Origin of the sequence: Saccharicrinis sp. GN24d3 (assembly GCF_052400645.1) — a bacterium.
Classification (GTDB): domain Bacteria; phylum Bacteroidota; class Bacteroidia; order Bacteroidales; family Marinilabiliaceae; genus Saccharicrinis.
Genome location: NZ_JBQTGI010000012.1, coordinates 101534 through 125809 on the forward strand (window position 1 = coordinate 101534; position 24276 = coordinate 125809).

Sequence of the window (24276 nt, forward strand, 5' to 3'; positions counted from 1 at the left end):
TATGCTTTTAATAGACAATGGCTTTTGTGCTGCTTTCGCTATTCCCCTCATTCTTGTTGTAGCAGCAGGAAGTCTATTTTCTATTGCAAATAAGCGGATGAAAGAGGGTGCATTTTGGGGCTCTACATTCATGATTACCTCTTTTGTGCTTCATTATGGATTAATTTTTATTGTATTCCTTGCTAATATTTTTCTTGTTACCAGAATAGATTTCTGGCTTTTATCAGTAATTTTAAAATGGATCGCAATTCTATTGTTTTCTTATTATTTAGTTGGCTCTATAATCGAGGGTTTTTAGCAATTCAATAAACGTAAAGCTGATAGCCTTGGGAAAAGGCTAATTTCAGGTATAGGTATGACCGTTGGTAACTTCTTCGCCTGCATTTATGTCATAGGTGAGGTTACATTTTATTTAATTCCTGTTTTGGATATTTATATTATTATTAAAATATTTTTTGCTTCCACAAGTAATATAGGATCAACATCTATACCTTTTCGGGTATATTATTCCCTAACAACGATAGAGTTATACCCGATAAGTTATAATAAGTAGTGTTCCATTTATGGCATACCCCCCTTTAAAACTACTATTTCTAATTGAGAGAACTTTAATTATTTACGTAAGGTTTTTATGACACATGACCAGTTCTAATGCAGGGTATTAGAACTCCATATATCGACAACAAGTTTCCATGAACCGTCTGCATGTTTCCTGTAAATTGAAATATCCTTCCCTTTCTCAACATGGGGTGCGTTTTCCCCATCACCTAACACAATCTCATAGGCATACCAAATATAGGCCATATCGGCATCCTCCGATACAATAACTGAATATGGATCATGAGATATTTGCAACTTCGGAAATTTAAGAAATTCACCAAGCATCTGTCTGATTGCATCTTTACCTTCCACAGCTGGTGCATTTGGAGGCATCATTTTAGCATCATTACTAAGAAAGCTCAACCAGGTCTCCACGTCACGTTCATTTATAGCTGCAACTAACATACTGTCAACTTTGTAGATGGCAGCTTCTTCTAATGCTAAATCCACCTTTTGTGTACATCCAACAATTGTAAATAACTGTACTACAATCGAAATTACAAACACTATACACAAGTTTGTTTTCAAAATCCGGAAAAGGCGGAAATGCTTTTTATTAAAGCCAGAAAAGTCTTCTGACAATTTAGGTGATGTTACTGAATTTTTCATGGCGGCTTGCTTATTAAGTCAGAGAATGGTTACATTGCTTTGAAAGATAATAATACAAAGTTAAGATATTATCTACCTAATATCAAGAAGGATAGCACTATGAATTAGCCTTCTCCGTCGCCAGGACTTTTGAGCGTGAACATAACCGCCAGATATGACTTCAGAACAAAGGATATTCATCGTTCATTACTTTTGTTTCATCGGAGTAATTTTATTTCTATATACAAAACGAATGTAAAGCTTGTCAATATTTACTCTAAATATTCGTAATATATGGAGGATAGGATACATAGGGCATGCATTCAGTTCCCTCTCTCTCCGCTGAAAGGATAAAGCCCGCTTCCATTGTGGAGATCGAGGCTTGTTGTTTTAATGGGGACCTCCAAGCGGAACGCCTGAGTAAAGCAATTAAAAACACAAAACCGAAACCACTGACCGGAGGCGAGGTGAATGGAATAATCTTTGCAAAACAAGCAGATGGCATACATCATTTCTGGACCTTTAGCTCAAAATCATAATCTCGTGCAAATCCTTGAACCTTCAGTTACAGATTGTCAGGAATCTAATTTAGTGGATATTATTATTACTGATGAGTGTAAAAATTCAGCAACAATAGACAGTCAATTGCAGAGTCTTGCCGAGCGATTGATTCATTTATCAGTAAAGGGATATATCAAACCGCAAAATTTTCTTGGCATTGGGGGACATAAAATTTTCAGAGACAATGTATGGGGCAGGCTTAGACCACTTTGGCAAGCAGATCATAGATACTATAAGAAAAATGGGTGGTATGATTTCCCACAGAGAGATATCAAATTGAGATTTATAACTACTAATGATGGTGGCAACCAAAATACCATTGTAAGAAAAAAATACTACGCAAATATAATGAAATTTCCTGCTCAAAGATATGGAAAGATAATTGAAAAGATTACTCAGCCATAATAAGGGGGATTTAAATGAAATCCAATATGATAAACAAGTTAGACTTCTTACTTGGCAATTGGAAGATGATATATAATATTCCTAAAAGTTCGTTTGGGGAGGCATCTACAAGTGTTGGAACCGGAATTTTCAAACGGGCTTTAAATGACAAGTATGTTTATTTTGATTACTCTTCTGCCATTGAAAGTGATACAGATGAAGCGCATGCGATATTTGCCTGGGATGAGAAAGCAAAGCTGTTTCGGTTATGGTGGTTTGAAAATTCAGGAAATTTTTCAATCGCAACAGGTGAATTTATTAATGAAGAGACTTTATTTCTAAACTGACACGATAGTCTATTAGCACAAACTTTCAGAAAAATTGATCCTGATAAAATAGAATTAAGAATGCAAAATCCAGATTCTTATGGTAATTGGGAATTAATAATGGAAGTAACATTCACCAGAAAATAGCATTAACTCTGATATTAAATTTTAGAAAGGAGAAAAACCATGAAAACGGATCAACCAAGAATTAAAGAACTGGACACAAGGGAAGTTGCATGTGTTTCATTTGTAGGTGATTTCGTAGGGAAACAGGAAATCTTTTCTGACCTATTTAATAAGCTTTGCGGATGGGCCGGAACCAAAGGGTTAATTTCGGAAACATCTGTATTCTTAGTATCCTATGAAAACTGCTCGAAAACGACCCCGCCCGAAGAATTTAAATTAGACATCTGTATGAGCATTCCTCAAGATATAGAAGCTGAGGGTGAAATTCAAAGAAAGTCTTTGCCTGGCGGACAATATGCAGTGCAGCATTGTGAATTAGCCGGACCTAAGGAATACGAAACTGTTTGGAACAAATTAGAAGATTGGGCCGATAAAAACAATTTTGAGATGGATATGTCCAGACCAAGCTATGAAATTTATCTAAACAATTCTGACGAACATCCAGAGAAACAACAAATTCTTGATATTTGTCTTAGCGTAAAACTAAAAGGATAAAAAAACTATAACAACTCATTCCGCCCGACTTCTTACTTGCTAACTAAATTGGCTTCGTATTACAAAAGTGTTTATCTTATTGAATAAATAGTATAAACTGATGAAAGCAAGATATATTGATTTTGGAGAAATCGAGATTAATGGTAAGGTATACGATTATGATGTAATCATAGAAAACGGCAAGGTTAGTAAACGCAAAAAAAAAGCTTCCAGGCCATTCCGGGACAGGTTTGGTCATACTCCGCTCTCTGTTGATGAAAACATACCCTTGGAAGGCAAACAGTTGATTGTCGGCACTGGTATATATGGCCGTTTACCTGTCATGGGAGAGGTGCTCAAAAAAGCCGAACAGCGAGGTGTTGAAATCAAATGCATACCAACAGATGAAGCTTGTAAACTTATTTCACAAAAGGAGGATAAGGAAATTCATGCGATATTGCATGTAACTTGCTAATAAGTGCCTGAGTTTAAACGTATGCATGGTTAAATGAAAATTAATAATCTCATGAAAGCAGTTGTTTGTAATAAATACGGACCGCCCGAAGTTTTAAAGGTCAAAGAAATGCCAAAACCAGTTCCGAAGGATAATGAGGTATGTATAAAAAACTTTGCGACAGCAGTAACCGGAAGTGATGTGTTGATTCGGGGTGCTGATATGCCTTTTTTTATAAGGCTGATGTTTCAAGTGATGATAGGTTTTAAAAAACCGCGAAAGCCTATACCTGGACTTGTTTTTGCCGGGGAAATCGAATCAGTTGGTAAAGCGGTGAAACGATTTAATAAAGGAGATCAGGTTTATGGATTTACCGGTTATAGTTTTGGAGCTTATGCGGAATATATATGTATTTCGGAAGAGGATTCGAAGCTGGGGTGTATTGAGATTAAGCATCCTGGGATGAGTTATGAGGAAGCGGCAGCAGCCGTTTATGCAGGTGTTTTAGCTCCGTATTTTTTGGAGAAAGGCAATATACAAAAAGGACAAAAGGTTCTGGTCTATGGTGCTTCGGGAGCTATAGGGACTGCTTCAGTGCAACTTGCAAAGAACCTTGGCGCCGAAGTTACCGGTATATGCAGTACAAGAAATATTGAACTGGTGAAATCTCTTGGGGCTGATCAAGTAATTGATTATACAAAAGAGGATGTTGCCAACAGTAAAGAACGGTACGATTTTATACTGGATGCTGTGCCTTATGGCAAGATTGACAGGAAAAAGCTAAAGGCTCAGTGTAAAAACGCACTCTCCCCCAATGGAAAACACGTATCAATTGATGATGGATCTCCAAAATTAAAGGCTGAATACCTGGAGCAACTCAATTCATTATTTGAGACGGGAAAATTTAAGGTTGTAATAGATAGGAAATATCCCTTAGAGCAAATTGTTGAGGCACATAGGTATGTTGATACAGGACGTAAAAAGGGGAATGTTGTAATAACTGTGCAACATGACAAAACCTAACAAGCCAGTTCGGCGTACCATGCATGTGCCCGGCCACTGTCTTTAATGTTGTAGGAGTCGATGTTTGTAAATTTGCAGGCAAAGTTCGATTGGGTTTTGGATGTGCTTATGTATGATGCCGATAATCTACTCAAGGTATTCAGTTGCCATAAACAATCAAAGTCTAAAAAACGATAGAATATATCTTATTAAAAAGCCGGCCCGAAAAATTTCGAACCGGCTTTATCTGGTTTCAGACATCGAATATATTTGTCAAATGTCTCTTATCTCTTCCCGTCAAATATAAATTTGGCGGCAGGATTTTAATAAGGTGCAATCCCGCTACCTTTTATTTATTTTACTTCGGAATCGTTTTGCGCCATATCTATGGGTATGGCAGCGAATTGTCAATGTTTAATGGCTGTTACATCATTCCGGGCATACCTCCGCCCATTCCGCCCATACCTCCGGCAGGCATTGCAGGCTCATCCTCTGGAATGTCTACAATTACACACTCGGTAGTTAGGAACATACCGGCGATAGAAGCAGCGTTTTCAAGAGCAATACGGGTTACTTTAGCAGGGTCAATAACACCGGTAGCAAAAAAGTTCTGGTACTCATGGATACGGGCATTGTAACCAAAGTCACCTTTTCCATCTTTTACCTTCTGAACAATTACTGCACCTTCTTTACCGGCATTCGTAACGATCTGACGTAGTGGCTCCTCGATAGCTCTTTTTACGATTTCGATGCCGGTGTTTTCATCTTCGGTCTCGCCTTTGATACCTTCCAGCGCATCAATAGCACGAACAAAAGCAACCCCACCCCCGGGTACAATTCCTTCTTCAACCGCAGCACGTGTTGCACTTAAGGCATCATCAACGCGGTCTTTCTTCTCCTTCATTTCCATTTCAGAAGCAGCACCAACATACAATACGGCAACACCACCGGCTAATTTTGCCAAACGCTCCTGTAATTTCTCTCTGTCGTATTCAGAAGTAGTGTTGGCAATTTGTGACTTGATCTGCTCGGTTCTTTCACCAATTACTTCTTTGGCACCGGCACCGTTAACAATAGTCGTGTTTTCTTTATCAAGCGTTGCTTTTTCAGCTTCACCCAGCATCTCTATGGTAGCCTGCTCAAGGGATAAACCAACTTCTTCAGTAATTAAAGTACCGTTGGTTAGAACAGCGATATCTTGCAAAATCTCCTTTCTTCTGTCGCCAAAACCGGGCGCTTTAACTGCAGCCACTTTTAACGAGCCACGTAAGCGGTTTACCACTAAGGTAGCCAACGCTTCACCGTCAATATCTTCGGCAATAATTAACAAAGGACGACCTGTTTGAGCGGTTGCTTCCAATACAGGAAGAAGGTCCTTCATAGTGGAGATTTTCTTGTCGTGGATCAAGATATAAGGATTCTCCAACTCGGCTTCCATCTTTTCGGTGTTGGTAACAAAGTAAGGAGAAATATATCCTCTGTCGAACTGCATACCCTCAACCACCTCAACAGTAGTTTCAATACCTTTGGCTTCTTCAACGGTGATAACTCCTTCCTGACCTACTTTTTCCATTGCCTCGGCAATCAAACGGCCGATTTCTGCATCGTTGTTTGCAGAAATTTTAGCCACCTGCTCAATTTTCTCCGTATGGTCACCAATTTCTTGCGACTGAGCCGCAATACTTTCTTTAACAGCCTTTACAGCCTTGTCGATACCCGCTTTCAGTTCCATTGGGTTGGCACCGGCAGTTACGTTCTTTAAACCAACACTTACAATCGACTGAGCCAAAACGGTAGCCGTTGTTGTTCCGTCACCTGCGTTGTCAGCAGTTTTCGAAGCCACCTCTTTTACCATTTGCGCACCCATGTTGGCATAAGGGTCCTTCAACTCAATTTCCTTAGCCACAGAAACACCATCTTTGGTGATAGATGGAGCGCCAAATTTTTTATCGATGATTACGTTTCTCCCTTTAGGCCCTAAGGTTACTTTTACTGCGTTTGCTAACTCGTCAATTCCGCCTTTTAATAGATCGCGAGCTTCAATATTGAATTTAATTTCTTTAGCCATTTTGTTTTAAGCTTTAACTAGTTACTTAATTATTTAATGAATAATACGTCTGATTGAGAAATCAAAAGGTAGTCGGTACCTTCGATGTTCAATTCTGTTCCGGCATATTTTCCGTAAAGAACAACATCGCCCACGGCAACTTCCATTTTCTCATCTGCTTTTTCAGCACCTACCAAAATAACCTCACCTTGAAGAGGCTTTTCTTTAGCTGAATCAGGAATAATGATTCCACTTGCTGTCTTTGTTTCTGCCGCCTGGGGCTTAACCAAAATTTTTCCGGCTAGAATCTTTCCTTGTACTTGTGACATATTGTAAATGATTTAAAAGTTAAACTGTTTTTTTATTGCGTTTTGTTTTTTTCATAAACTGTGCCAATTGAGTTTTGAGCCTTTTTTACAGCATCAGACTGACATAATTGCATAATCGCACTGACAAGGGCTGACATCCCACACGCGGGATGACACCATTAGTTGACTTTCTGCAAGACATAAAGTGTTGTAATATGGGTCGCCTGGTGAATCGTATTTTTATGGCCGTTACCCTTTGCAATACAACTTTACTTGAGAATGCATTCGTTCCTGTCGGATGGGGCTTCAGCAAGTGTGCGGAACAGGTTATCCTTATTACTCCTCGGGCAGAGTTCAGATTATGAAATTATTTCACCACACAATTCTTTTCAAAGTTTTGCAAAAAAAACAGCGTCGTAACCTGCGATGTATCCGCTTCAATTGTTAATGGAGTTCTTTGTGTAACCGCATTTCTAATGCATATTGCGGGTTGAATGAGGTAAACATTGTTGAAAAAGAAAATATGGGGTTGATATTGTTACGGTGAATTATTAATGTAACCTCAATTTATTCAAAACATATTTGCTATTTTAAATAGGGAAGCTTCAATTCAAAAGGCATAGGAACATGAACTGCTTAAGTGCATTACAGGTGCCTTACAGGCTATGGGACAAAAATATTGGCAATAAACGGGACAGAAAACCATATTCATTTTTTTTATGGGAGGATGAATAATACGGATTGAATCCTGAATCAACAGTACAACATGGTCCCAAACCCTGTCAAGGGGTGCATGCGATATAACAAAAAAATGCCGATATGACATTTGCATACCGGCACTTAAATATCTTTTGCTAAACTCGGCTTACTCTTGCGAACCGTTGTTTTCTTCCGTAGTTGCTGCATCGTTTCCTGCAGCAGGGAAGCTAGGTAGCTCTGTCTGCGTTGGCGCTATCTGATTTAGTTTCTCGTCTAATTCGCTATCGCCGGAAGCAACGCCCGGTTCTTTAATAACCATTACGGCTACAAGCGATAAAACCAAAAGTCCACCTGCCAAATACCAAGTTGCTTTTCCTAAAAAGTCGGTGGTTTTTCTTACTCCCATAATTTGGTTCGACGCGGAAAAGTTAGATGCTAAACCTCCACCTTTAGAATCCTGAACCAAAACAATAAGTATTAATAATATACTTACCACAATCACTAGCACAGATACAACTGGATACATATCTTATTTGTTATTTAAAATTTAATTTTCTTTTAACTCCTTAATTCGACGTGCAAAGTAAACACTTTTTTCAGGATATTTCAAGCGTAATTTTTCGAAAATTGCAATCGCTTTGTTTTTGTTTCCCTGTTTGATATGAATTTCGGCCAGCGTTTCCGTTAAAATATCATCCTGAGTGTGGGTGCTATCCTCTCCCAGATCCACATTTTTCGGTTTTTTTGCGGGATCCGGAATTATTTGAGGGTTGGAATTCAAAAAGTTGTCGATTAAATCCATGCCTCTATTCTTTGGTCTAGGCTTTTCTTCCTTTTGGGGAGAGGTCGAGTAATGCATGATGTGCAACCAATCCGAAAAGGAGCGGTTGTCTCCGGAATCGACTTCTTCAACATCTTTCAGATCAGGCAACGAATAACTAGACGAAGAAGTCATTTCGTAATCCAACAGGTCCGCGGCAGGAAGAACAATATCTTGAATTTCGTTTTCTTTTTCTTCCTGAAGCTTCAGCTTGGGAGCAAAATCATAGATAGAACTTTCGTCGTCAGATAAATCATCCGACGCGTTCAAGTAATTATCCGTAACGGTTACCGACGTTTTATGTTCCTCAACATTCACTTTCGCCTCTTCGGCAGTTTCCTGAATAGGAGACTCTTGATCGGAGGTGTTCTCCACTGTTTCCGAATGGGGCGCTTCCGGAATGGGCTTGCCTATATTATTTATAAGCTGAAAAAGTTTGGTACGGTCTGCAATGTATGCCGCCGAGATTTTTAATTCGCTGTTATATTTAATCTTATCCAGCTTGTGCAGGTTTTTTAACCACAACATTCTACCTATCTGAAAAAAGGGATATTCTTCAATAATCTCCCTAATTCCCGCAAGAGTATCCTCGGACAGGGACTCGGGATTCTTTAATATTTCAGCAAATTGGGTTTTGTTCATGTGTTAACACTTTCAATAGTTCACGAAAGTTTATTTTTTCTACCAGTCAGAAAAAGCTTTGTTAAAAATATCCTCTGTTATTTGCTCAATAATCAACGCAACCAATTCGTCTTCAATGTCGGTGATGTTTTGGTCGCTCGAATAATCCTCGTAGGCTTTAAACTGCGATTCCCAGTTGTCCTTAGGGTCTTTAAAGTTTCTATATCTTACCTTAACGGTCACGGTTAGTCGGGTTTCTGCCGAAACAGCATCTGCCTGAATGGCCATCGGGCGAATGCTGTAACCTGTAATCTCCCCTGAAAAATCAATATCCCCGTTTTGCGATTCCAACACCAATCTCGATTCGCTCGTGATTCTGTCTTTCAATTCTTCGGTAAAAGTCTGGCTTAGCGTCGGGTTAATCAAAGGAGCCCTGTTCTCGAAATATTGAACCGTAAAGGTTTTTAGGTTATCAGGCACCGACGCCCCGTTTAATGTGAGGTTTACGGAACATGCCGAAAGCCCCATAAACAATACTAAATACGTTATAATATGTTTCATTTTTGACTGGAGTTTTTTATTTAACGAATAATAGTTGTGTAAATACCAATTAGCCAAGTTGTTTTCACAAAAATGCATGAATGGGCAATACCGGTTAGTTGGTAATGTTATATTCTTTTATTTTACGATAAAGTGTACGTTCCGATATCCCCAATTCTTGTGCCGCATATTTGCGCTTGCCATTATATTTATCCAACGCTTTCTTTATAAGTTCTATTTCTTTGTCTTCCAGCGATAATGATTCTTCAACAAATTCTTCGGTATCTTCAATCCCTTCGTGAATATTGCCGGTCTGGGAAGGTTTTTTAATGATTACCGGAGTTTCGGGTCGAGAAGCCGGGGTGTTTGCAAAGTCAGAATCCTGATCGTATAATTTTTTGATGATGTGTGCATGTTCACCCTGAACGTTGATAGTTCCATCTTGCTGTATTACCTCAAGAACGAGTTTTTTTAAATCACCCATATCCTTTTTCATGTCAAAGAGAACTTTGTAAAGAATCTCTCTTTCATTGGCAAAAGATGCATCGCCACCCGCGGGAGAATCCATCACGGCAGGCAAGTTGTCTCCACTGTTGTAGGGGATATAATTGCGCATGGTATCACCGTTTATTTCCCTGTTTTCCTCAATCACGGAGATCTGTTCGGTAATGTTCTTTAACTGGCGGATATTTCCGGGCCAACGGTATCGGCTAATGATTTCTCGTGCTTCAGGTTGAAGCTTGATGGCTGGCATACGGTATCTGTCCGCAAAATCGTGGGCAAACTTACGGAATAATAAATTAATATCATCAGACCTCTCTCTGAGCGGAGGAATGGTAATGGGCACGCTGCTTAAGCGATAAAACAAGTCTTCGCGGAATTTATCTTCCCGAATCGCTTTCTCCATCATTACATTGGTGGCTGCTACCACGCGAACATTGGTTTTTAATACCTTGGATGAGCCTACCTTCATGAACTCGCCGGCTTCCAACACCCTTAGTAATCGTACTTGAGTGGCCAAGGGTAACTCGCCTATCTCATCTAAAAATATAGTTCCGTTGTCGGCTTCTTCAAAATATCCTTTCCTATCCGACAAAGCACCTGTAAAGGCTCCTTTTTCGTGGCCAAAAAGTTCTGAATCGATGGTCCCTTCCGGGATAGCACCGCAGTTAACGGCAAAATAAGGGCCATGCTTCCTTGAGCTGAATTGATGAATTATTTTAGGGAAGACTTCCTTGCCTGTTCCGCTTTCCCCTGTTATCAGGACTGATAAATCGGTAGGTGCCACTTGTACAGCAATATCAATGGCACGGTTTAAGCCAAAAGAATTCCCAATAATTCCAAATCGTTGTTTTATTTGCTGTATATCCATGTTTTATGTGTTACTGGTTCTAGTATGGGCTTGGTAAATCATTGTTTACTAATGTGATGCATGCGATATTCTAATGCGAGCATGAAATTTTTTCAGTATACCCTGACAAAGTTACAATTCTCAAAACAAAAATTGAGGTTAATAAACCATCAAATTTTCTAAAATTATAGATGGTATGCCAAATACTGTTGCTATATTAGTATCTAACAAATAAGTTTTAGCATAAAACTGGCATAAAACGATTTGTTTAATAGGGATGTCAGCTAATGATTGTCGCAAATAAGCGAAAGACTTTCCAAATATTTAGATCCATTTTCAAAAACAAGAAACTATACCTTATCATTTTAATATGGAAACACCAATTTTTGTAAAAAACGACCCTTGGTTACAACCATTTGAAGAACCAATTAAAGGTAGGATTTCCCATTATCGGAATAAACTTAATTATTTAAACGGCATATTTGGCGATTTGTATCAGATGGCCGGAGGGTTTGATTATTATGGCTTGCACCCCGAAGGAGATACCTACCGTTTGCGGGAATGGGCGCCCAACGCTACCCAAATATTTTTGATTGGTGATTTTAGCCAGTGGAAATGTGATGACAGATATCGGTTTGAGAAAAAGGATAATGGCAATTGGGAAATTTATATCCCTAAATCAGTGTTAAAGCACGGCGATTTGTTCAAGCTTCATGTTTTTTGGGAAGGAGGTGACGGACTGCGTTTGCCTTCGCATATACAGCGGGTAGTTCAGGATGATCAAACTAAAATATTCAGCGCCCAGGTCTGGCAGCCCGAGGAAGAATTTAAATGGGAGGACGGGGATTTCAAACCTCAGGTAAACCCTTTGCTGATATACGAGGGGCATGTGGGCATGTCATCGGAAGAAGAAAAGGTAAGTTCATATACAGAGTTCAAAAATAATGTGTTGCCAAAAATTATCAAGGCCGGATATACCACCATTCAGCTAATGGCCATTCAGGAGCATCCGTATTATGGTAGTTTTGGTTACCACGTATCCAACTTTTTTGCGGTTTCTTCTCGCTTTGGAACGCCGGAAGAACTTAAGGATTTAATCAATGAGGCACACAAAAACGGTATTGCTGTTATTATGGACATTGTGCATTCACATGCCGTAAAAAATGAGGTGGAGGGCTTAGGTCGTTTCGATGGAACCGTATATCAATATTTCCACGATGGAGGCAAAGGAGAGCATCCGGCTTGGGACAGTAAGTGTTTTAATTACGGTAAAACGGAGGTGCTTCAGTTTTTGCTTTCCAACTGTCGTTACTGGATTGAGGAATTCCATTTTGATGGATTCCGTTTTGATGGCGTAACCAGTATGTTGTACGTTCATCATGGGCTGGAATATGCTTTTTCGTCCTATGCCGATTATTATAATGGAACCGAGGATATGGACGCGATTACCTATCTTACACTAGCCAACCAATTGATTCATCATATTAACCCCAATGCCATTACGGTTGCCGAAGATATGAGCGGCATGCCCGGTTTGGCCGATACTATTGAAAACGGAGGTTTGGGTTTTAATTATCGGCTGTCGATGGGAGTGCCCGATTTCTGGATTAAGATGATCAAAGAAAAGAGTGACGAGCATTGGAATGTGGGACAGATATTCCACGAATTGTCCCAGCATCGTTTCGGCGAAAAAACTGTTTCGTATGCCGAATCGCACGATCAGGCTTTGGTGGGGGATAAAACCATTATCTTCCGCCTGGTTGATAAGGAAATGTATGACAAGATGAACCTGGCCTCGGAAAGCTTGGTTATTGACCGGGGACTGGCATTGCATAAAATGATTCGCTTGGCAACCCTGTCGACTGCATATGGAGGATACCTGAATTTTATGGGTAATGAGTTCGGCCATCCCGAGTGGATCGACTTTCCAAGAGAAGGCAATGGATGGTCGCACAAGTATGCCCGTCGTCAGTGGGGATTGATGGAGAATCCCGATCTCAAGTTCAAATTTTTATCTAATTTCGATAAGGCCATGATAGATAAGGCCAAGTCGGGCTACCTGGTAAACAATGAGCCTTGTTATGGGATAAACATTAACGAAGCAGATCAGCTGATGTGCTTTAAAAGGGGGGGCTTTTATTTTATTTTCAATTTCTCTCCCACAAACTCATATACCGATTACGGAATTTTTACGGATGCCGGTAAATACAAGATTGTACTCAGTACCGACAATCCCGAGTTTGGCGGATATGGAAATGTGGATGAGTCCCTGACTTATTTTGCGCACCGAATGCCATATAATCAGGATCAATATCAATTGAAATTATATATTCCGGCTCGCACTGCATTTGTGATGGAGCGTATCCCGCCAAAGCGGGTTCATTAATCCACGAATTGGCTCGAATAAACACGAATATTGACGAATTAAAAAAAATGTCGACAGAGAGGATTGCCATTATATAAAAATTAAACATTCAATTGTTAATTCTTAAACGAAGCCTGGCCGATTTATGCGGTTGGGCTTTGTTTTTTATTAGAAAATTCAAGTGAAATAGTGAATGCACGCAACCTTTTGACATTTTAATGGTCTAATTATCGTAGCTTATCATCAAACGTCATGCAACATACCATATTCAAAATCTTGTCTTTTTTGCTGTTGCCTGTTTTAATGGGAGCAGGTTGTCAAAAGGAATACCTGGAAGAAGACGTATTAATACCTGCTGAGTTTTACAAGTTTGCCGACTTTGGTTGTGAGCATCACATATGGCACTTGAAGATGGGGCACACCAACAATTATTATATCATAAACTCACAAGAAGAACTGGAAAAATATATTACTACTGATTGCCTGCCTCAAATCGATTTTTCTGAATATATCATAATTCTGGGAAGCAAAAGTTTTGCTGCGGGAGCATCTTTGTTACATGAAAAAGTGGAGGCAAACAATGAAGAACTTGTTTACACGGTGACCTTTTTAACTGATAATTCTGCGGTAGCCGCAGGTGCGAAATACCATATTGTTGTTCCGATGCCGTATAACAAGGATATCAAAGTGGTTGAAGTCATAAAAGATGACAATGAACATCATCGATAACATAGGTTGACCTAGCTTCATTGTACTTAAGACATACGCAAAAAATTAATACAATATGGAACAAGCAACAAAAACTATAAAATTGATACTTGTTCAGGCAAGTCTTGTTGGACTAAATTGCTGTGGAAACGATTCTGGTGATTTGGAGTAGGTTGAGCAATTTGTAATTGGAACAGGGAACTTATAAGTAAATGGCAGTGAAATGATTTCTTAAGTTAACCTGGTTATTCATAATTCAAACGAATGGGAAAATCTTTTAGATAAGATTAATACTACCAATAATGTAAGTGAACGTTTTTCTGAGATAGAAATAGACTTTACTAAATATGTTGTGCTTGCTGTTATTGAAGAAATTAAAGTAACCGGAGGTTATACAATTAAAGTTGAACGATTAGTTGAAACCAATAATTCCATTGAAGCAATAATAAAGAAAGATTCTCCCAAAAGAGTCGCTCCCACGGTCATAACCCAGCCATTTTTCATCTCAAAAATTAATAGCACAGATAAAGAGATAGTCTTCAACGGGTAATCCCGATTCGTCTATGATGTTAGCGTTAGATTTATTTCATATTTAACGCTATTGTTAATCGATCGGCATTGTCCCAAGTGTTAATTTCATAGGGAAACAGGAATAACTTGTAGTATTCATCACTGAAGTTGAAAGATGCTCCACATCCATCCATTTTTGCATTAATTGGAGGATGCTAAACCCATAATTCTAATTTTCATACAGTCTGTAAAAGGTGGCGTTAATAGATTAGAGTTAACTTAGCTAAAAGCCCAACCGATATTATCGGTTGGGCATATTTTTACATTAGTCACAACATTTACGCCATTTATTGGTCTAATTATCTGTCATCGCTTACGACATACCAACAGAAATAGATTTCATGCGTCGGAATGTCGCTTTGTTCCAGCTGACCAATGACCAATGAACCGATTTGTTAGATCCATCTTACACAGCACATATCAGTTTGAACGGACAATTCTTTATTGACCGGGAACATTCGGATACCGTAGTTGTATACACCCGGTATATTCAATTTGTGGTTCAAAGAATAATAAAGCAATGAACCTTCGGTCTTTTCAAGCACAAACTGCTCTAAGCTCAACATCTTGGCTGTCCCATCATCGTTTACATCCGCAAAAATTGCTTGTACCGACAAATCAATTCCTTCAAGGGATTTTAAGTCAATCACCAGGTTGATTTGATAGGTATCGCCTATTCCCAATTGACGCTCATAGATATCGGGCATCTCAATTTTTACCACTTCAACTTCGTTCCAGTTGGATTTTACCTTTCGTTTCCAATTGGTAACATCATGAACTTTCTTACAATTATCAGATACAAGTTCTTTGAGGTGGCTGTCCATCTTCAAATAGAAACGATCCAGATAATCGTCCATCATACGCTTGGTAGTATATGTTGGCGCTATTTCCGAAATGGAGTTTTTGATGTACTGAACCCATTCCGTGGAGATTCCATATTCGTTTTTGTCGTAGAATAGAGGAACAATCTCGTTCTCTAACATACTGTAGATAGTGGCGGCATCCAGCTCATCCTGAAAGTTCTGGTTGTCATAGACTCTTTTGTCGGAAAGGGCCCATCCGGCACCTTCACGGTAACCTTCGTACCACCATCCGTCCAATACACTAAAGTTAAGCACCCCGTTCATCTCTGCTTTTTCTCCACTGGTACCGGAAGCCTCAAGAGGTCGGGTAGGGGTGTTCAGCCAAATATCTACACCACTAACCAGTCTTTTGGCCAATTCCATGTCATAATTTTCAAGAAAAATAATCTTGCCCAGGAATTCGGGTTTTTTAGATATTTCAACAATATGTTTAATCAAGGACTGACCACCGCCATCGGCTGGGTGCGCTTTTCCGGCAAAGATAAATTGAACCGGTTTTTCGGGGTTGTTCACAATCTCAGCTAAACGCTTTTCGTCGGTAAACAACAGGTGTGCGCGTTTGTAAGTAGCAAACCTTCTGGCAAAACCAATGGTTAAGGCGTTGTTGTCCATGGAATCCAGAACTTCGAGAATATGAGACGGGTCGGCATGACTGCTCGACATATTTTTCTCCATCCGGTTTTTAACAAAGTCGATTAGCTTGGTGCGAAGGCCGGTCCTAACTTTCCAGATATCCTCGTCAGCTACATTTTGAATTTGTCGCCAATAATCTTTATTAGATAGGTCAGATTTGAATTTGTTGTCAAAGTTTTTCTCGTACAACCTTTGCCAATCGCTCGAGGTCCATGTTCCGAAGTGAACTCCGTTGGTTACATGTCCAATGGGCACCTCTTCGGGGAAGAATCCCTTCCAAAGGTTTTGGAACATGTTTCTGGAAACTTCTCCGTGCAACCAGCTAACCCCGTTTATTTGCTGCGATGTTTTTACAGCCAATACACTCATCGAGAATTTCTCATGCTCATCGTTGGGGTTTTCCCTACCCAGTGCCATAAACTCTTCCCACGAAATTTGTAACCTTTCAGGAATATGACGGAAATATACCCTGATTAAATCCTCGTCGAACTTATCATGTCCTGCAGGAACAGGCGTATGGGTTGTAAACAAGGTAGAGGCTCTAACCAATTCCATGGCTTCAGGGAATGAGTATTTAGCTTTGATGTATTTCATCAGGCGCGAAACATTGATTAATGCTGCGTGTCCCTCGTTACAATGGAAAAGATTGGTTTTAATGCCTAATGTATCCAACAATTGAATACCGCCTATTCCTAATAATATTTCCTGTTTCAACCGGTTTTCCCAATCCCCGCCATATAAACTATGGGTAACATTACGATCGCCCTCACTGTTTGACTCGTGGTCGGTATCGAGCAAGTACAACGGGATTTTACCCACATCGGCGCGCCAAACACGAGCATAAACAGTTCTGCCGGGAGCAGACATCTTTAGTACCAAAGGGGTTCCGTCTTCATTTTTTACTTCGGTCAACGGAAGGGTCGAAAATTCCTGCTTGTCGAAATTGGCTTGTTGGTCGCCATGAACGCTAAGCGACTGGCGGAAATATCCATACCTGTACAATAGACCAATGGCAGTCATGTTGACGTTAGAGTCACTGGCTTCTTTTAAGTAGTCGCCTGCCAATACGCCTAGGCCACCCGAATAAATTTTTAGGGTGTCGTTGATTCCATACTCCATGCTGAAGTAGGCAATTGATGGATCTATTTTCTCCGGCCTGTCCATATATTGGCGGAACATCGCATACACGTTATCCAGCTCTTCAACAAAGTCGGTTTTTTCGGAAAGTTCCAACAAATAATCGTAACTAACGCGCTCCAGTAATTTAATGGGGTCTTTGCCACAGTTCAGCCATACCTCCCTATCAATAGATTCAAACAACTCCGTTGCCTGGTAATTCCAGGTCCACCATAAATTTTGGGACAGTTCACTTAACGTCTGAATTCTTTCAGGCAGCCTGGATTTTACAAGCAGCTTTTTCCAAACCGGGAGCGACGATTTCTCGGGTTTTATGCGGATACGCTTTTCTTGTTTGATTTCACCAATCTGATCCTGACGGTTTTTGACAGCGTTCAGGGCCAAATCATAGGACTTTAAATAGTATTCCATTAAAATATCCCAATCAACTTTTGAAGAGATATCTTTTGCTTTCTGCCTGATTTGCTCTACTTCAGTTTCCGATTTAGCGGCAAATTCAGCAATGGTACTGGCTATCTCATGAGCAGCTTCCTCTGTGTTGTGGTCGTTACGTTCAATTACGGCTACACCATCTTTTATTTTGCTGGAATATTGTGTGGCCCAAATTCCAAATCCGGCCAGGTTAGTTGTGATGGTAGGTATACTAAAAGCCAGACTTTCCAGTGGTGTATAGCCCCAAGGTTCGTAGTACGACGGGAATACTGTTAGGTCCATCCCGATAAGGATGTCGTAATAGGGCAAATTGAAAATGCCATCGTTGCCTTTCAGGTATGAGGGTACAAAAATTAACTTAACCGTATCATCCTTTTCGTTATTAAGGTGTATGTCTTGTAATTTGTTGATGATAGGGTCGTAGCCCAGGTCGTTAAGGCCATGGGTTAAAAATGGGTTTTCGAGCTCTTCGGTACTTTCACCGTTGAGTTTGGCAATTAAGTCCTTACGTGCACCGTAGTTGTTGGCAGGGATCAAAATAAAAACAACTTTTTCGCGATGGAAACCGTCCTTTTCGTTCAGGTGTTTTAAGCCATCCAGGAAAACGTCGATACCTTTGTTTCTGTATTCATACCTTCCGCTATTGGCGATAAAAAGGGCATTGTCGGACAGTTTGTATCCAAGCAATGCTTCCGATACTTTTCTCAATTGCTTGCGGGCATTCGCTCGCTTTTTATCAAATTCTTCTTTGGGAGGAACAAAATCTTTTTCGAAGCCATTGGGGGTAACAACATCTACTTTCCGTTCCATAAATTGGGCACATTCTTTGGCCGTAATGTCAGATACTGTTGTAAAACAGTCAACGTTTTGTGCGGATTTTTTTTCAACCGAATGCTTGGCCGCAACCCCAAGATCATGCGAGCATATGTCTGCATTAAAGGTGTGCAGGTGATCATATAATTGCGCTCCGTTTCCTGCCAAAGAACGTCCAACAACCGTTGCATGTGTGGTAAAAACTGTAGCCACCTGGGGAAGTGCATTCTTTAAATATAGCGCTCCACTTCCTGTCATCCATTCGTTAAAATGAGCGATAACTTTATGGTTAATGTTCAGGTAGCATTTGTAAAAGCTTTCGATAACTTTACCCACAGCATATCCGAACAGCGTTGATTCGATATATTCCCACTGTCCGGAAATTGAGTCCACTTTGTACAGCTCCCAAAATCGGGCCAGGATATCGTTTTTTTGTGGTATAAAGGTACTAAAGTCGATTAAGAGTGCTATTGGGCGGCCTACGACCTTCCATCTTCCCATTCTGACGCGCAGACCTTCCTTGGTTAAAATTTCTTTCCATTCAGGAAAAAGCGAGTCGTCCGCTTCAAACTCTTTGTTTTGTGGGCCTCCTAAAAAATCGGGGCCAATGAAGATCATATTGTCCCCGAAGTGCTCAACCAAGGTTAAGGCTTTGGTTGATAAAACGGTATGAATACCGCCCATTTTATTACACACTTCCCAGCTCGTTTCAAAAACATAGTCGGGTTTTAAATAGTTGTTACTCATTTCTGCAATAGATAAAATAGTAAATGTGGTTTCAAACCGTATAAAAAAAATAGAGGTTACCCCTTCGATAGCCATTTAAAGGGGTATCCTCTTTAGCAATAATTAATACATTACAGTTGTAATAAACTGTTTTTTTCCGAGTCGCCAATACCGGCATCGATAAAACCATCGGCTTGGTCATCGTTTAACCAAAAGCTGTCGTTCACCAAATAACGGAATTGCACCTGCGAACCACTGTTAAGGTTAATGGTTTGTGTAAAATCACCCGATTTCAATGGTTTCATGGGTTCTGTGTTTTTGTCCCAATTATTAAAATCTCCAACAACTTTTACAGACTCTGGAGTAAGGTCTGGTTTTTTCTCGAATTTAAATGTAACCTTACATTCAGGTTTACTTTTTAAAAACTGCTTTTTGATGCTCATAATTTCTCGATTTAATCGATTACTAATAATTTTTACAGGTATTTTTTATTTTTTCTTTTTCTTGGCGCGTAGTTTTTTCAGACTGGCCTCAAGTTGTGCAATCTTGTCCTCTTTTTCTTTTAGGATACTGGTGAGGTGCGAAATGGATTCTTCCTGTGAATTTTCGGGTACTTCCGCATTCAGCCTCAGGGTAAAATCGCTCAATACATTCATGTAATTGATAAATGCCTGATAAGGGGATTCATACGGGTTGAAATAAGCGTGCACATCCCCATCGGAGAAGTACTTGGTACACATGTAATAGAAGTGATCACTTGCCTGAAGGTAAATCCAGTCGTCATTCAGTTTTGCGTCATCGCATTTCTTAATTTTAGGAAGCAAATCATATAACTTATTAAACGCTTCTTCCTGCATTTCGTTTCCTAACCAGGCAGTAAGATCGCGTTCTTCGTCGGCCCACGAAATAGGGTACGGGACGTTAATCGCCGAAACCGGTTGCAGGTTGTCCGCCACTTCCGAAGGTGTAGAGAAAGATAATTCTTTGTGTTTAAGAATCTCTTCGGGCAATCCTTCCAGAAATTCAAAAATACCGGTTTCTTTCCATTGGTGCTCACCAAAGGTTTCGTAATCCATAAACAAATTGATTACTTCGGCTTTGGGATCAACATCCTTCAGCCATTGGGTATACTTTTGGGGCGTTAAGGGCCATTCGTTCCAGTCTTTGTTTCCGAAACGGAATGCAATATCATCGCTAAGTACAAAGTTTTTAAGCAAAACTTTTAGTTTTGGATTGATGCTGTTGCAATATAGGTAGTTAGGGCTTTTCCATCCTAACACATGCTTGGCTCCTTCGGTAAGCATGGCCTTGTAACCCATTTTGTATACCATGTCGCCCATGTCGTCGGAGTAGATTAACTCTGTGTTCCTAAAAACGGTAGGTTTCTGGCCAAAAAGCTCTTTGATCATGTCGCCATGCTGTTTTACCTGGCGCTCAAATTCCTTTTTGTCCTTCAGGGCAACCAGTGAGTGGCAATAGGTTTCGGCCAAAAATTCCACTTGGCCGGTGGCAGCCAGTTTTTGGAAACTCTCAATAACCTCCGGGGCATATAATTGAAATTGCTTGATGGCAATCCCCGACAGCGAAAAGGCCACTTTAAACTTGTCTTTATTTGCCTTAATAAGTTTAAGTAGTAACTCATTGGTTGGCAGGTAGCTTTTTTCGGCTATCTTCAGTAGGATGCTCTCGTTTGAATAGTCATCATAATAATAATGGTCGTTACCTATATCAAAAAATCTATAGCGACGGAAACGAAATGGCTGATGAACCTGGAAATATAAACAGATAGTTTTCATATTATGTGTAGATTTTTAGGTTAGTTAACTTCTGTTTGGGCAACAGAGTCATATACTTCTTTCACTTTAAGAGCCGAATCTTCCCATTTTAAGGATTCAACTTCGCTTTTGCCATGATGGATAAACATCTTGGACAGTGATGGGTATTTCAATACACCGTACATGGCATCGGCCATGGCGTCAATGTCCCAGAAATTTGTTTTTATCGCATGGTTTAATATTTCGGCCACTCCCGATTGGTATGAGATGAGTACCGGCACATTGCTTTGCATGGCCTCCAGTGGTGAAATACCAAATGGTTCAGAAACCGAAGGCATAACATACAGGTCGCTCATGCGCAACATGGTAAAAACATCTTCCCCTTTCAGGAATCCTGTAAAGTGAAATTTATCGGTAATTTTAAGTTCTGCTGCCCTACGGATCATCTTTTCCATCATGTCTCCACTGCCTGCCATGACAAACCGCACATTGTCCATTTTTTGAAGGACACGGTAAGCTGCCTCGATAAAATATTCAGGGCCTTTTTGCATGGTGATTCTACCTAAAAAAGTAACTACCTTTTCACCTTTGTTCTTTTTAAACGGTAATTCCGTTTCCATATCTTTGGGTTCGACGGCATTGTACACGGTTACTACCTTGTCAGGATTGATACCATATTTTTCGATTACCGTGGTTCTCGTGAGGTTACTTACCGTAATTATGCGGTCGGCAGCATCTAACCCTCTTTTTTCAATTTCGAAAACCGTCGGGTTCACACTTCCTCCGCTTCGGTCAAAGTCGGTAGCATGCACATGCACCACCAGGGGTTTGCCCGAAGCCTCTTTTGCCGCTATTCCGGCCGGATAGGCCAGCCAATCATGGGCGTGTATCACATCAAACTCATTCTCCTGTGCAATCACGCTGGAAACCAGCGCATAGTTAGAGATCTCGTGCAACAGGTCTGCACCATACTTACCCGAGAAATCAATCTTGCCCTCTTCGTTCGTTTGTACTATTTTCTTTTCGCCTTCAACTTTCAGTTTTGTCAGTTTCCAGTATTCTTCAGGGTCTACATAAGGTATGATGTGCGTATCCACCTCGATGTAGTCCATTTCTTTTTCAAATTTTTTCAGATCGATTTTTCTCTGACGGATAGATACATTATTGGCACCCATTAGTTTAATGGCGCTTTGATCTTCGTCGCCATAGGCCTTAGGTACCACAAATAAAACATCTAAATCCTTCACGTGAGACAAACCTCTTGTTAAACCATAACAAGCTGTGCCGAGTCCACCTGTAATATGAGGAGGAAACTCCCAGCCAAACATTAATACCCTCATATTAGCTATATTTTTCGATTAGTTTAAGAATTTTAAGAACTCCGGCCACGTTCCAGGCCATACTTACTGCACCTTTACCCATATGCGGAGGGTTGCCGTCGTAATACTCGGATAAAGTGCCTATGCAGTGATTCACCATTTCTTCTTCGAAATTGTCAACCAAAAGTTTGATATGGCTGATACCCCCTTGTTTATGAAGTTTCAGATATCCTTCCGCATAGAAAGAGGCCAGCCACGGCCATACTGCACCTTGGTGAATACCAAACTCACGTATATTGGCAAAGCCATCTGTTACTCCCATGTATGCAGGATTCTGGGGGGACAGGGTTCTTAGTCCTTTAGGTGTAACCAATTGATTTCTTGCAACATCAAGAACGCACTTTTTCTGTTCGTTACTCAAAGGCGAATAGGCAAATGCGGTTGTAAAAACCTGGTTGGGCCTTACAGAAGAGTCCTTGCTGTCTCCGTTTACTACATCGTACAGATATTGCTCGTCATCGTTCCAAAAAGTAGCTATAAAAGATTCTTTAACTTGTTCGGCAAGCGGTTCAAGTTCACTGGCCAGCTTATTGTCTTTACTTGTTTTGGCCAATTGCACGGTCATGCACAGGGCATTGTACCATAGGGCATTCACTTCCACGCACATTCCGTTGCGCGGTGTCACAGGCTTTCCGTCGCACATTCCGTTCATCCAGGTAAGCGGATGTTTATCGTCGGACGAATAGATGAGCCCATTTTCGAGCATTGTTACATTGTCGTATCTATCCTTTTTGTACGCATTAATAATGGATACTAACAGATCTTTGTATTTGTTCCAAAGATCTTTGATACACGATTTGCCCCAACACTGTTGAAGGGTCCAGAAAAACCACAGCGGAGTATCCACTTCCTTGATGTCAGTTAGGGATTTATCCGTGATGCTTGCTTTAATCTCCTTAGCTGAAGAAGCCAGCACTTTTTCAAATAATTCGTCATCTTCCAAGGCCTGCGTTAAAAGCGGGGCTGAGATTAATGTGTCGCGCAATCTCTTTTTGTACCAGTGATATCCTGCTACCATTGTCGTCACATTTCCTTTGTCCACAAAAAACTGGGAAGCAGAATTTAAGAGGTTGTTGTACATTCCGTCGCGGGGTATACGCCTTTCAACTTCCTTGTTGAACTTAGCTTTAAAACCACCCGTTTTTTGTTCGTTGGTAGAAGCTGAAATAATTACACTTTCACCTTTTTTGATTTCAACTTCGAAATAGCCCGGTACATAAAGGTCTTCTTTATAGTCGTAACCGCGCCTTTCTTCTTTAAAGTACTCTATGCCGCGAAACCAATCCGGAATCGGCACGAATTCATTTTCCTTGGATAGCTGAATAGACAACTTAGGCAGGTTAGGGTACATCTGTATGCTAATGCCGTTTTGAATTTTTTCGTACTTGGTATTGGCTTGCAGGTTTTGCCGGGTTAGTTCGTGAACACTTCGGTTGGCCAAAAAAGGTTTTAGCTTCAGGGTTGTTTCCGAATGGGCTTCTAACAAGGTGTATTTAACCAACACTTGCTCCTCCTTTGCCACCAGCACTTCCTCAACTGCCAGCACAACACCACCTACGCGGTATACCTTGCGGGGAATGATATCGAAATCGAGTTCTCGAATATATTTATGCCCCTTAGGCTCGTAATGACTCCCATGGTATTTTCTAATACCAAGATTGAACTCCTTTTCGTGCTGCACAACGGTAGCGTCAATGGAACTCACTAGCACATGCCGGGTCATTTCAAATTCAGGAATCGGGCATACCAACAGCCCGTGATATTTTCTGGTGTTACAACCAACAATACTTGAGCTGGAATAAGAACCGGCTCGGTTGGTTCTGAGTATCTCCTTGAAAAGGGATTGCTCAAGGTTAATCAATTTGGATTTTTCAAATGCTAAATAGGACATTAGTTGTTTTGGTTTATTGCATT

Annotated in this window: 21 protein-coding genes; 9 read left to right on the forward strand and 12 right to left on the reverse strand. The window is 40.3% G+C overall.

Features of this window, described 5'->3' with window-relative positions; genetic code table 11:
- Position 1: 1 nt before the first annotated feature.
- Positions 2-298: a hypothetical protein gene (locus tag ACT29I_RS15330; RefSeq protein WP_430933793.1), complete on the forward strand. Its 297-nt coding sequence runs from the start codon at positions 2-4 to the stop codon at positions 296-298.
- Between the two features lie 350 nt (positions 299-648).
- Here ACT29I_RS15330 and ACT29I_RS15335 read toward each other — a convergent pair whose 3' ends face one another.
- Positions 649-1209, reverse strand: a complete 561-nt coding sequence (locus ACT29I_RS15335; RefSeq protein ID WP_430933794.1) for a YybH family protein — start codon at positions 1207-1209, stop codon at positions 649-651.
- Between the two features lie 477 nt (positions 1210-1686).
- Between ACT29I_RS15335 and ACT29I_RS15340 the strand changes: the two genes are divergently transcribed.
- The 5 genes from ACT29I_RS15340 to ACT29I_RS15360 all read left to right on the forward strand — a co-directional run bounded on the left by ACT29I_RS15340 (position 1687) and on the right by ACT29I_RS15360 (position 4596).
- Positions 1687-2154 (forward strand): hypothetical protein, encoded by a 468-nt coding sequence (locus ACT29I_RS15340; RefSeq protein ID WP_430933795.1) that lies wholly within the window; start codon positions 1687-1689, stop codon positions 2152-2154.
- 26 nt (positions 2155-2180) lie between these two features.
- Positions 2181-2480, forward strand: a complete 300-nt coding sequence (locus ACT29I_RS15345; RefSeq protein WP_444793880.1) for a hypothetical protein — start codon at positions 2181-2183, stop codon at positions 2478-2480.
- 165 nt (positions 2481-2645) lie between these two features.
- Positions 2646-3140 (forward strand): AraC family transcriptional regulator, encoded by a 495-nt coding sequence (locus ACT29I_RS15350; RefSeq protein ID WP_430933797.1) that lies wholly within the window; start codon positions 2646-2648, stop codon positions 3138-3140.
- Positions 3141-3240: 100 nt separating this feature from the next.
- Entirely contained in the window at positions 3241-3594 is a 354-nt protein-coding gene (locus tag ACT29I_RS15355) for an MTH938/NDUFAF3 family protein (protein ID WP_430933798.1), read from the forward strand.
- A gap of 51 nt (positions 3595-3645) precedes the next feature.
- Positions 3646-4596 (forward strand): NAD(P)-dependent alcohol dehydrogenase, encoded by a 951-nt coding sequence (locus tag ACT29I_RS15360; protein WP_444793881.1) that lies wholly within the window; start codon positions 3646-3648, stop codon positions 4594-4596.
- A 403-nt stretch (positions 4597-4999) separates the two neighbouring features.
- On the opposite strand, the gene groL is transcribed toward ACT29I_RS15360, so the two are convergent.
- The 6 genes from groL to ACT29I_RS15390 form a co-directional block, all read right to left on the reverse strand.
- Positions 5000-6643: a chaperonin GroEL gene (gene groL, locus ACT29I_RS15365; protein ID WP_430933800.1), complete on the reverse strand. Its 1644-nt coding sequence runs from the start codon at positions 6641-6643 to the stop codon at positions 5000-5002.
- A 29-nt stretch (positions 6644-6672) separates the two neighbouring features.
- Positions 6673-6951 carry a co-chaperone GroES gene (locus ACT29I_RS15370; protein WP_430933801.1) on the reverse strand — a complete coding sequence of 93 codons (279 nt, stop codon included), beginning with the start codon at positions 6949-6951 and terminating at the stop codon, positions 6673-6675.
- Positions 6952-7795: 844 nt separating this feature from the next.
- Complete coding sequence (gene secG, locus ACT29I_RS15375; protein WP_430933802.1) at positions 7796-8155, reverse strand: preprotein translocase subunit SecG; 360 nt, start codon at positions 8153-8155, stop codon at positions 7796-7798.
- A gap of 21 nt (positions 8156-8176) precedes the next feature.
- Positions 8177-9091, reverse strand: a complete 915-nt coding sequence (locus ACT29I_RS15380) for a tetratricopeptide repeat protein (RefSeq protein WP_430933803.1) — start codon at positions 9089-9091, stop codon at positions 8177-8179.
- Between the two features lie 39 nt (positions 9092-9130).
- Entirely contained in the window at positions 9131-9631 is a 501-nt protein-coding gene (locus tag ACT29I_RS15385; protein ID WP_444793882.1) for an LptE family protein, read from the reverse strand.
- Positions 9632-9725: 94 nt separating this feature from the next.
- Entirely contained in the window at positions 9726-10982 is a 1257-nt protein-coding gene (locus ACT29I_RS15390; RefSeq protein WP_430933805.1) for a sigma-54 interaction domain-containing protein, read from the reverse strand.
- A 349-nt stretch (positions 10983-11331) separates the two neighbouring features.
- Between ACT29I_RS15390 and ACT29I_RS15395 the strand changes: the two genes are divergently transcribed.
- The 3 genes from ACT29I_RS15395 (at position 11332) to ACT29I_RS15405 (ending at position 14584) form a co-directional block, all read left to right on the forward strand.
- A complete protein-coding gene (locus ACT29I_RS15395) occupies positions 11332-13347 on the forward strand; it encodes an alpha-amylase family glycosyl hydrolase (protein ID WP_444793883.1) in 2016 nt (671 codons plus the stop codon).
- A 231-nt stretch (positions 13348-13578) separates the two neighbouring features.
- Positions 13579-14055 (forward strand): hypothetical protein, encoded by a 477-nt coding sequence (locus ACT29I_RS15400; protein WP_444793884.1) that lies wholly within the window; start codon positions 13579-13581, stop codon positions 14053-14055.
- Between the two features lie 331 nt (positions 14056-14386).
- The gene (locus tag ACT29I_RS15405; RefSeq protein WP_444793885.1) at positions 14387-14584 is read left to right on the forward strand and encodes a protease complex subunit PrcB family protein; all 198 of its coding nucleotides are present in this window, start codon (positions 14387-14389) and stop codon (positions 14582-14584) included.
- Between the two features lie 415 nt (positions 14585-14999).
- Here ACT29I_RS15405 and glgP read toward each other — a convergent pair whose 3' ends face one another.
- The 5 genes from glgP to ACT29I_RS15430 form a co-directional block, all read right to left on the reverse strand.
- Positions 15000-19229, reverse strand: a complete 4230-nt coding sequence (gene glgP / locus ACT29I_RS15410) for an alpha-glucan family phosphorylase (protein ID WP_444793886.1) — start codon at positions 19227-19229, stop codon at positions 15000-15002.
- Between the two features lie 110 nt (positions 19230-19339).
- Positions 19340-19651 (reverse strand): isoamylase early set domain-containing protein, encoded by a 312-nt coding sequence (locus ACT29I_RS15415; protein WP_430933809.1) that lies wholly within the window; start codon positions 19649-19651, stop codon positions 19340-19342.
- A 45-nt stretch (positions 19652-19696) separates the two neighbouring features.
- Positions 19697-21004 carry a glycoside hydrolase family 57 protein gene (locus tag ACT29I_RS15420; protein ID WP_430933810.1) on the reverse strand — a complete coding sequence of 436 codons (1308 nt, stop codon included), beginning with the start codon at positions 21002-21004 and terminating at the stop codon, positions 19697-19699.
- A 20-nt stretch (positions 21005-21024) separates the two neighbouring features.
- The gene (locus ACT29I_RS15425) at positions 21025-22323 is read right to left on the reverse strand and encodes a glycosyltransferase family 4 protein (protein ID WP_430933811.1); all 1299 of its coding nucleotides are present in this window, start codon (positions 22321-22323) and stop codon (positions 21025-21027) included.
- A 1-nt stretch (position 22324) separates the two neighbouring features.
- The gene (locus ACT29I_RS15430; protein WP_444793887.1) at positions 22325-24253 is read right to left on the reverse strand and encodes a glycogen debranching enzyme N-terminal domain-containing protein; all 1929 of its coding nucleotides are present in this window, start codon (positions 24251-24253) and stop codon (positions 22325-22327) included.
- Positions 24254-24276: the final 23 nt, after the last annotated feature.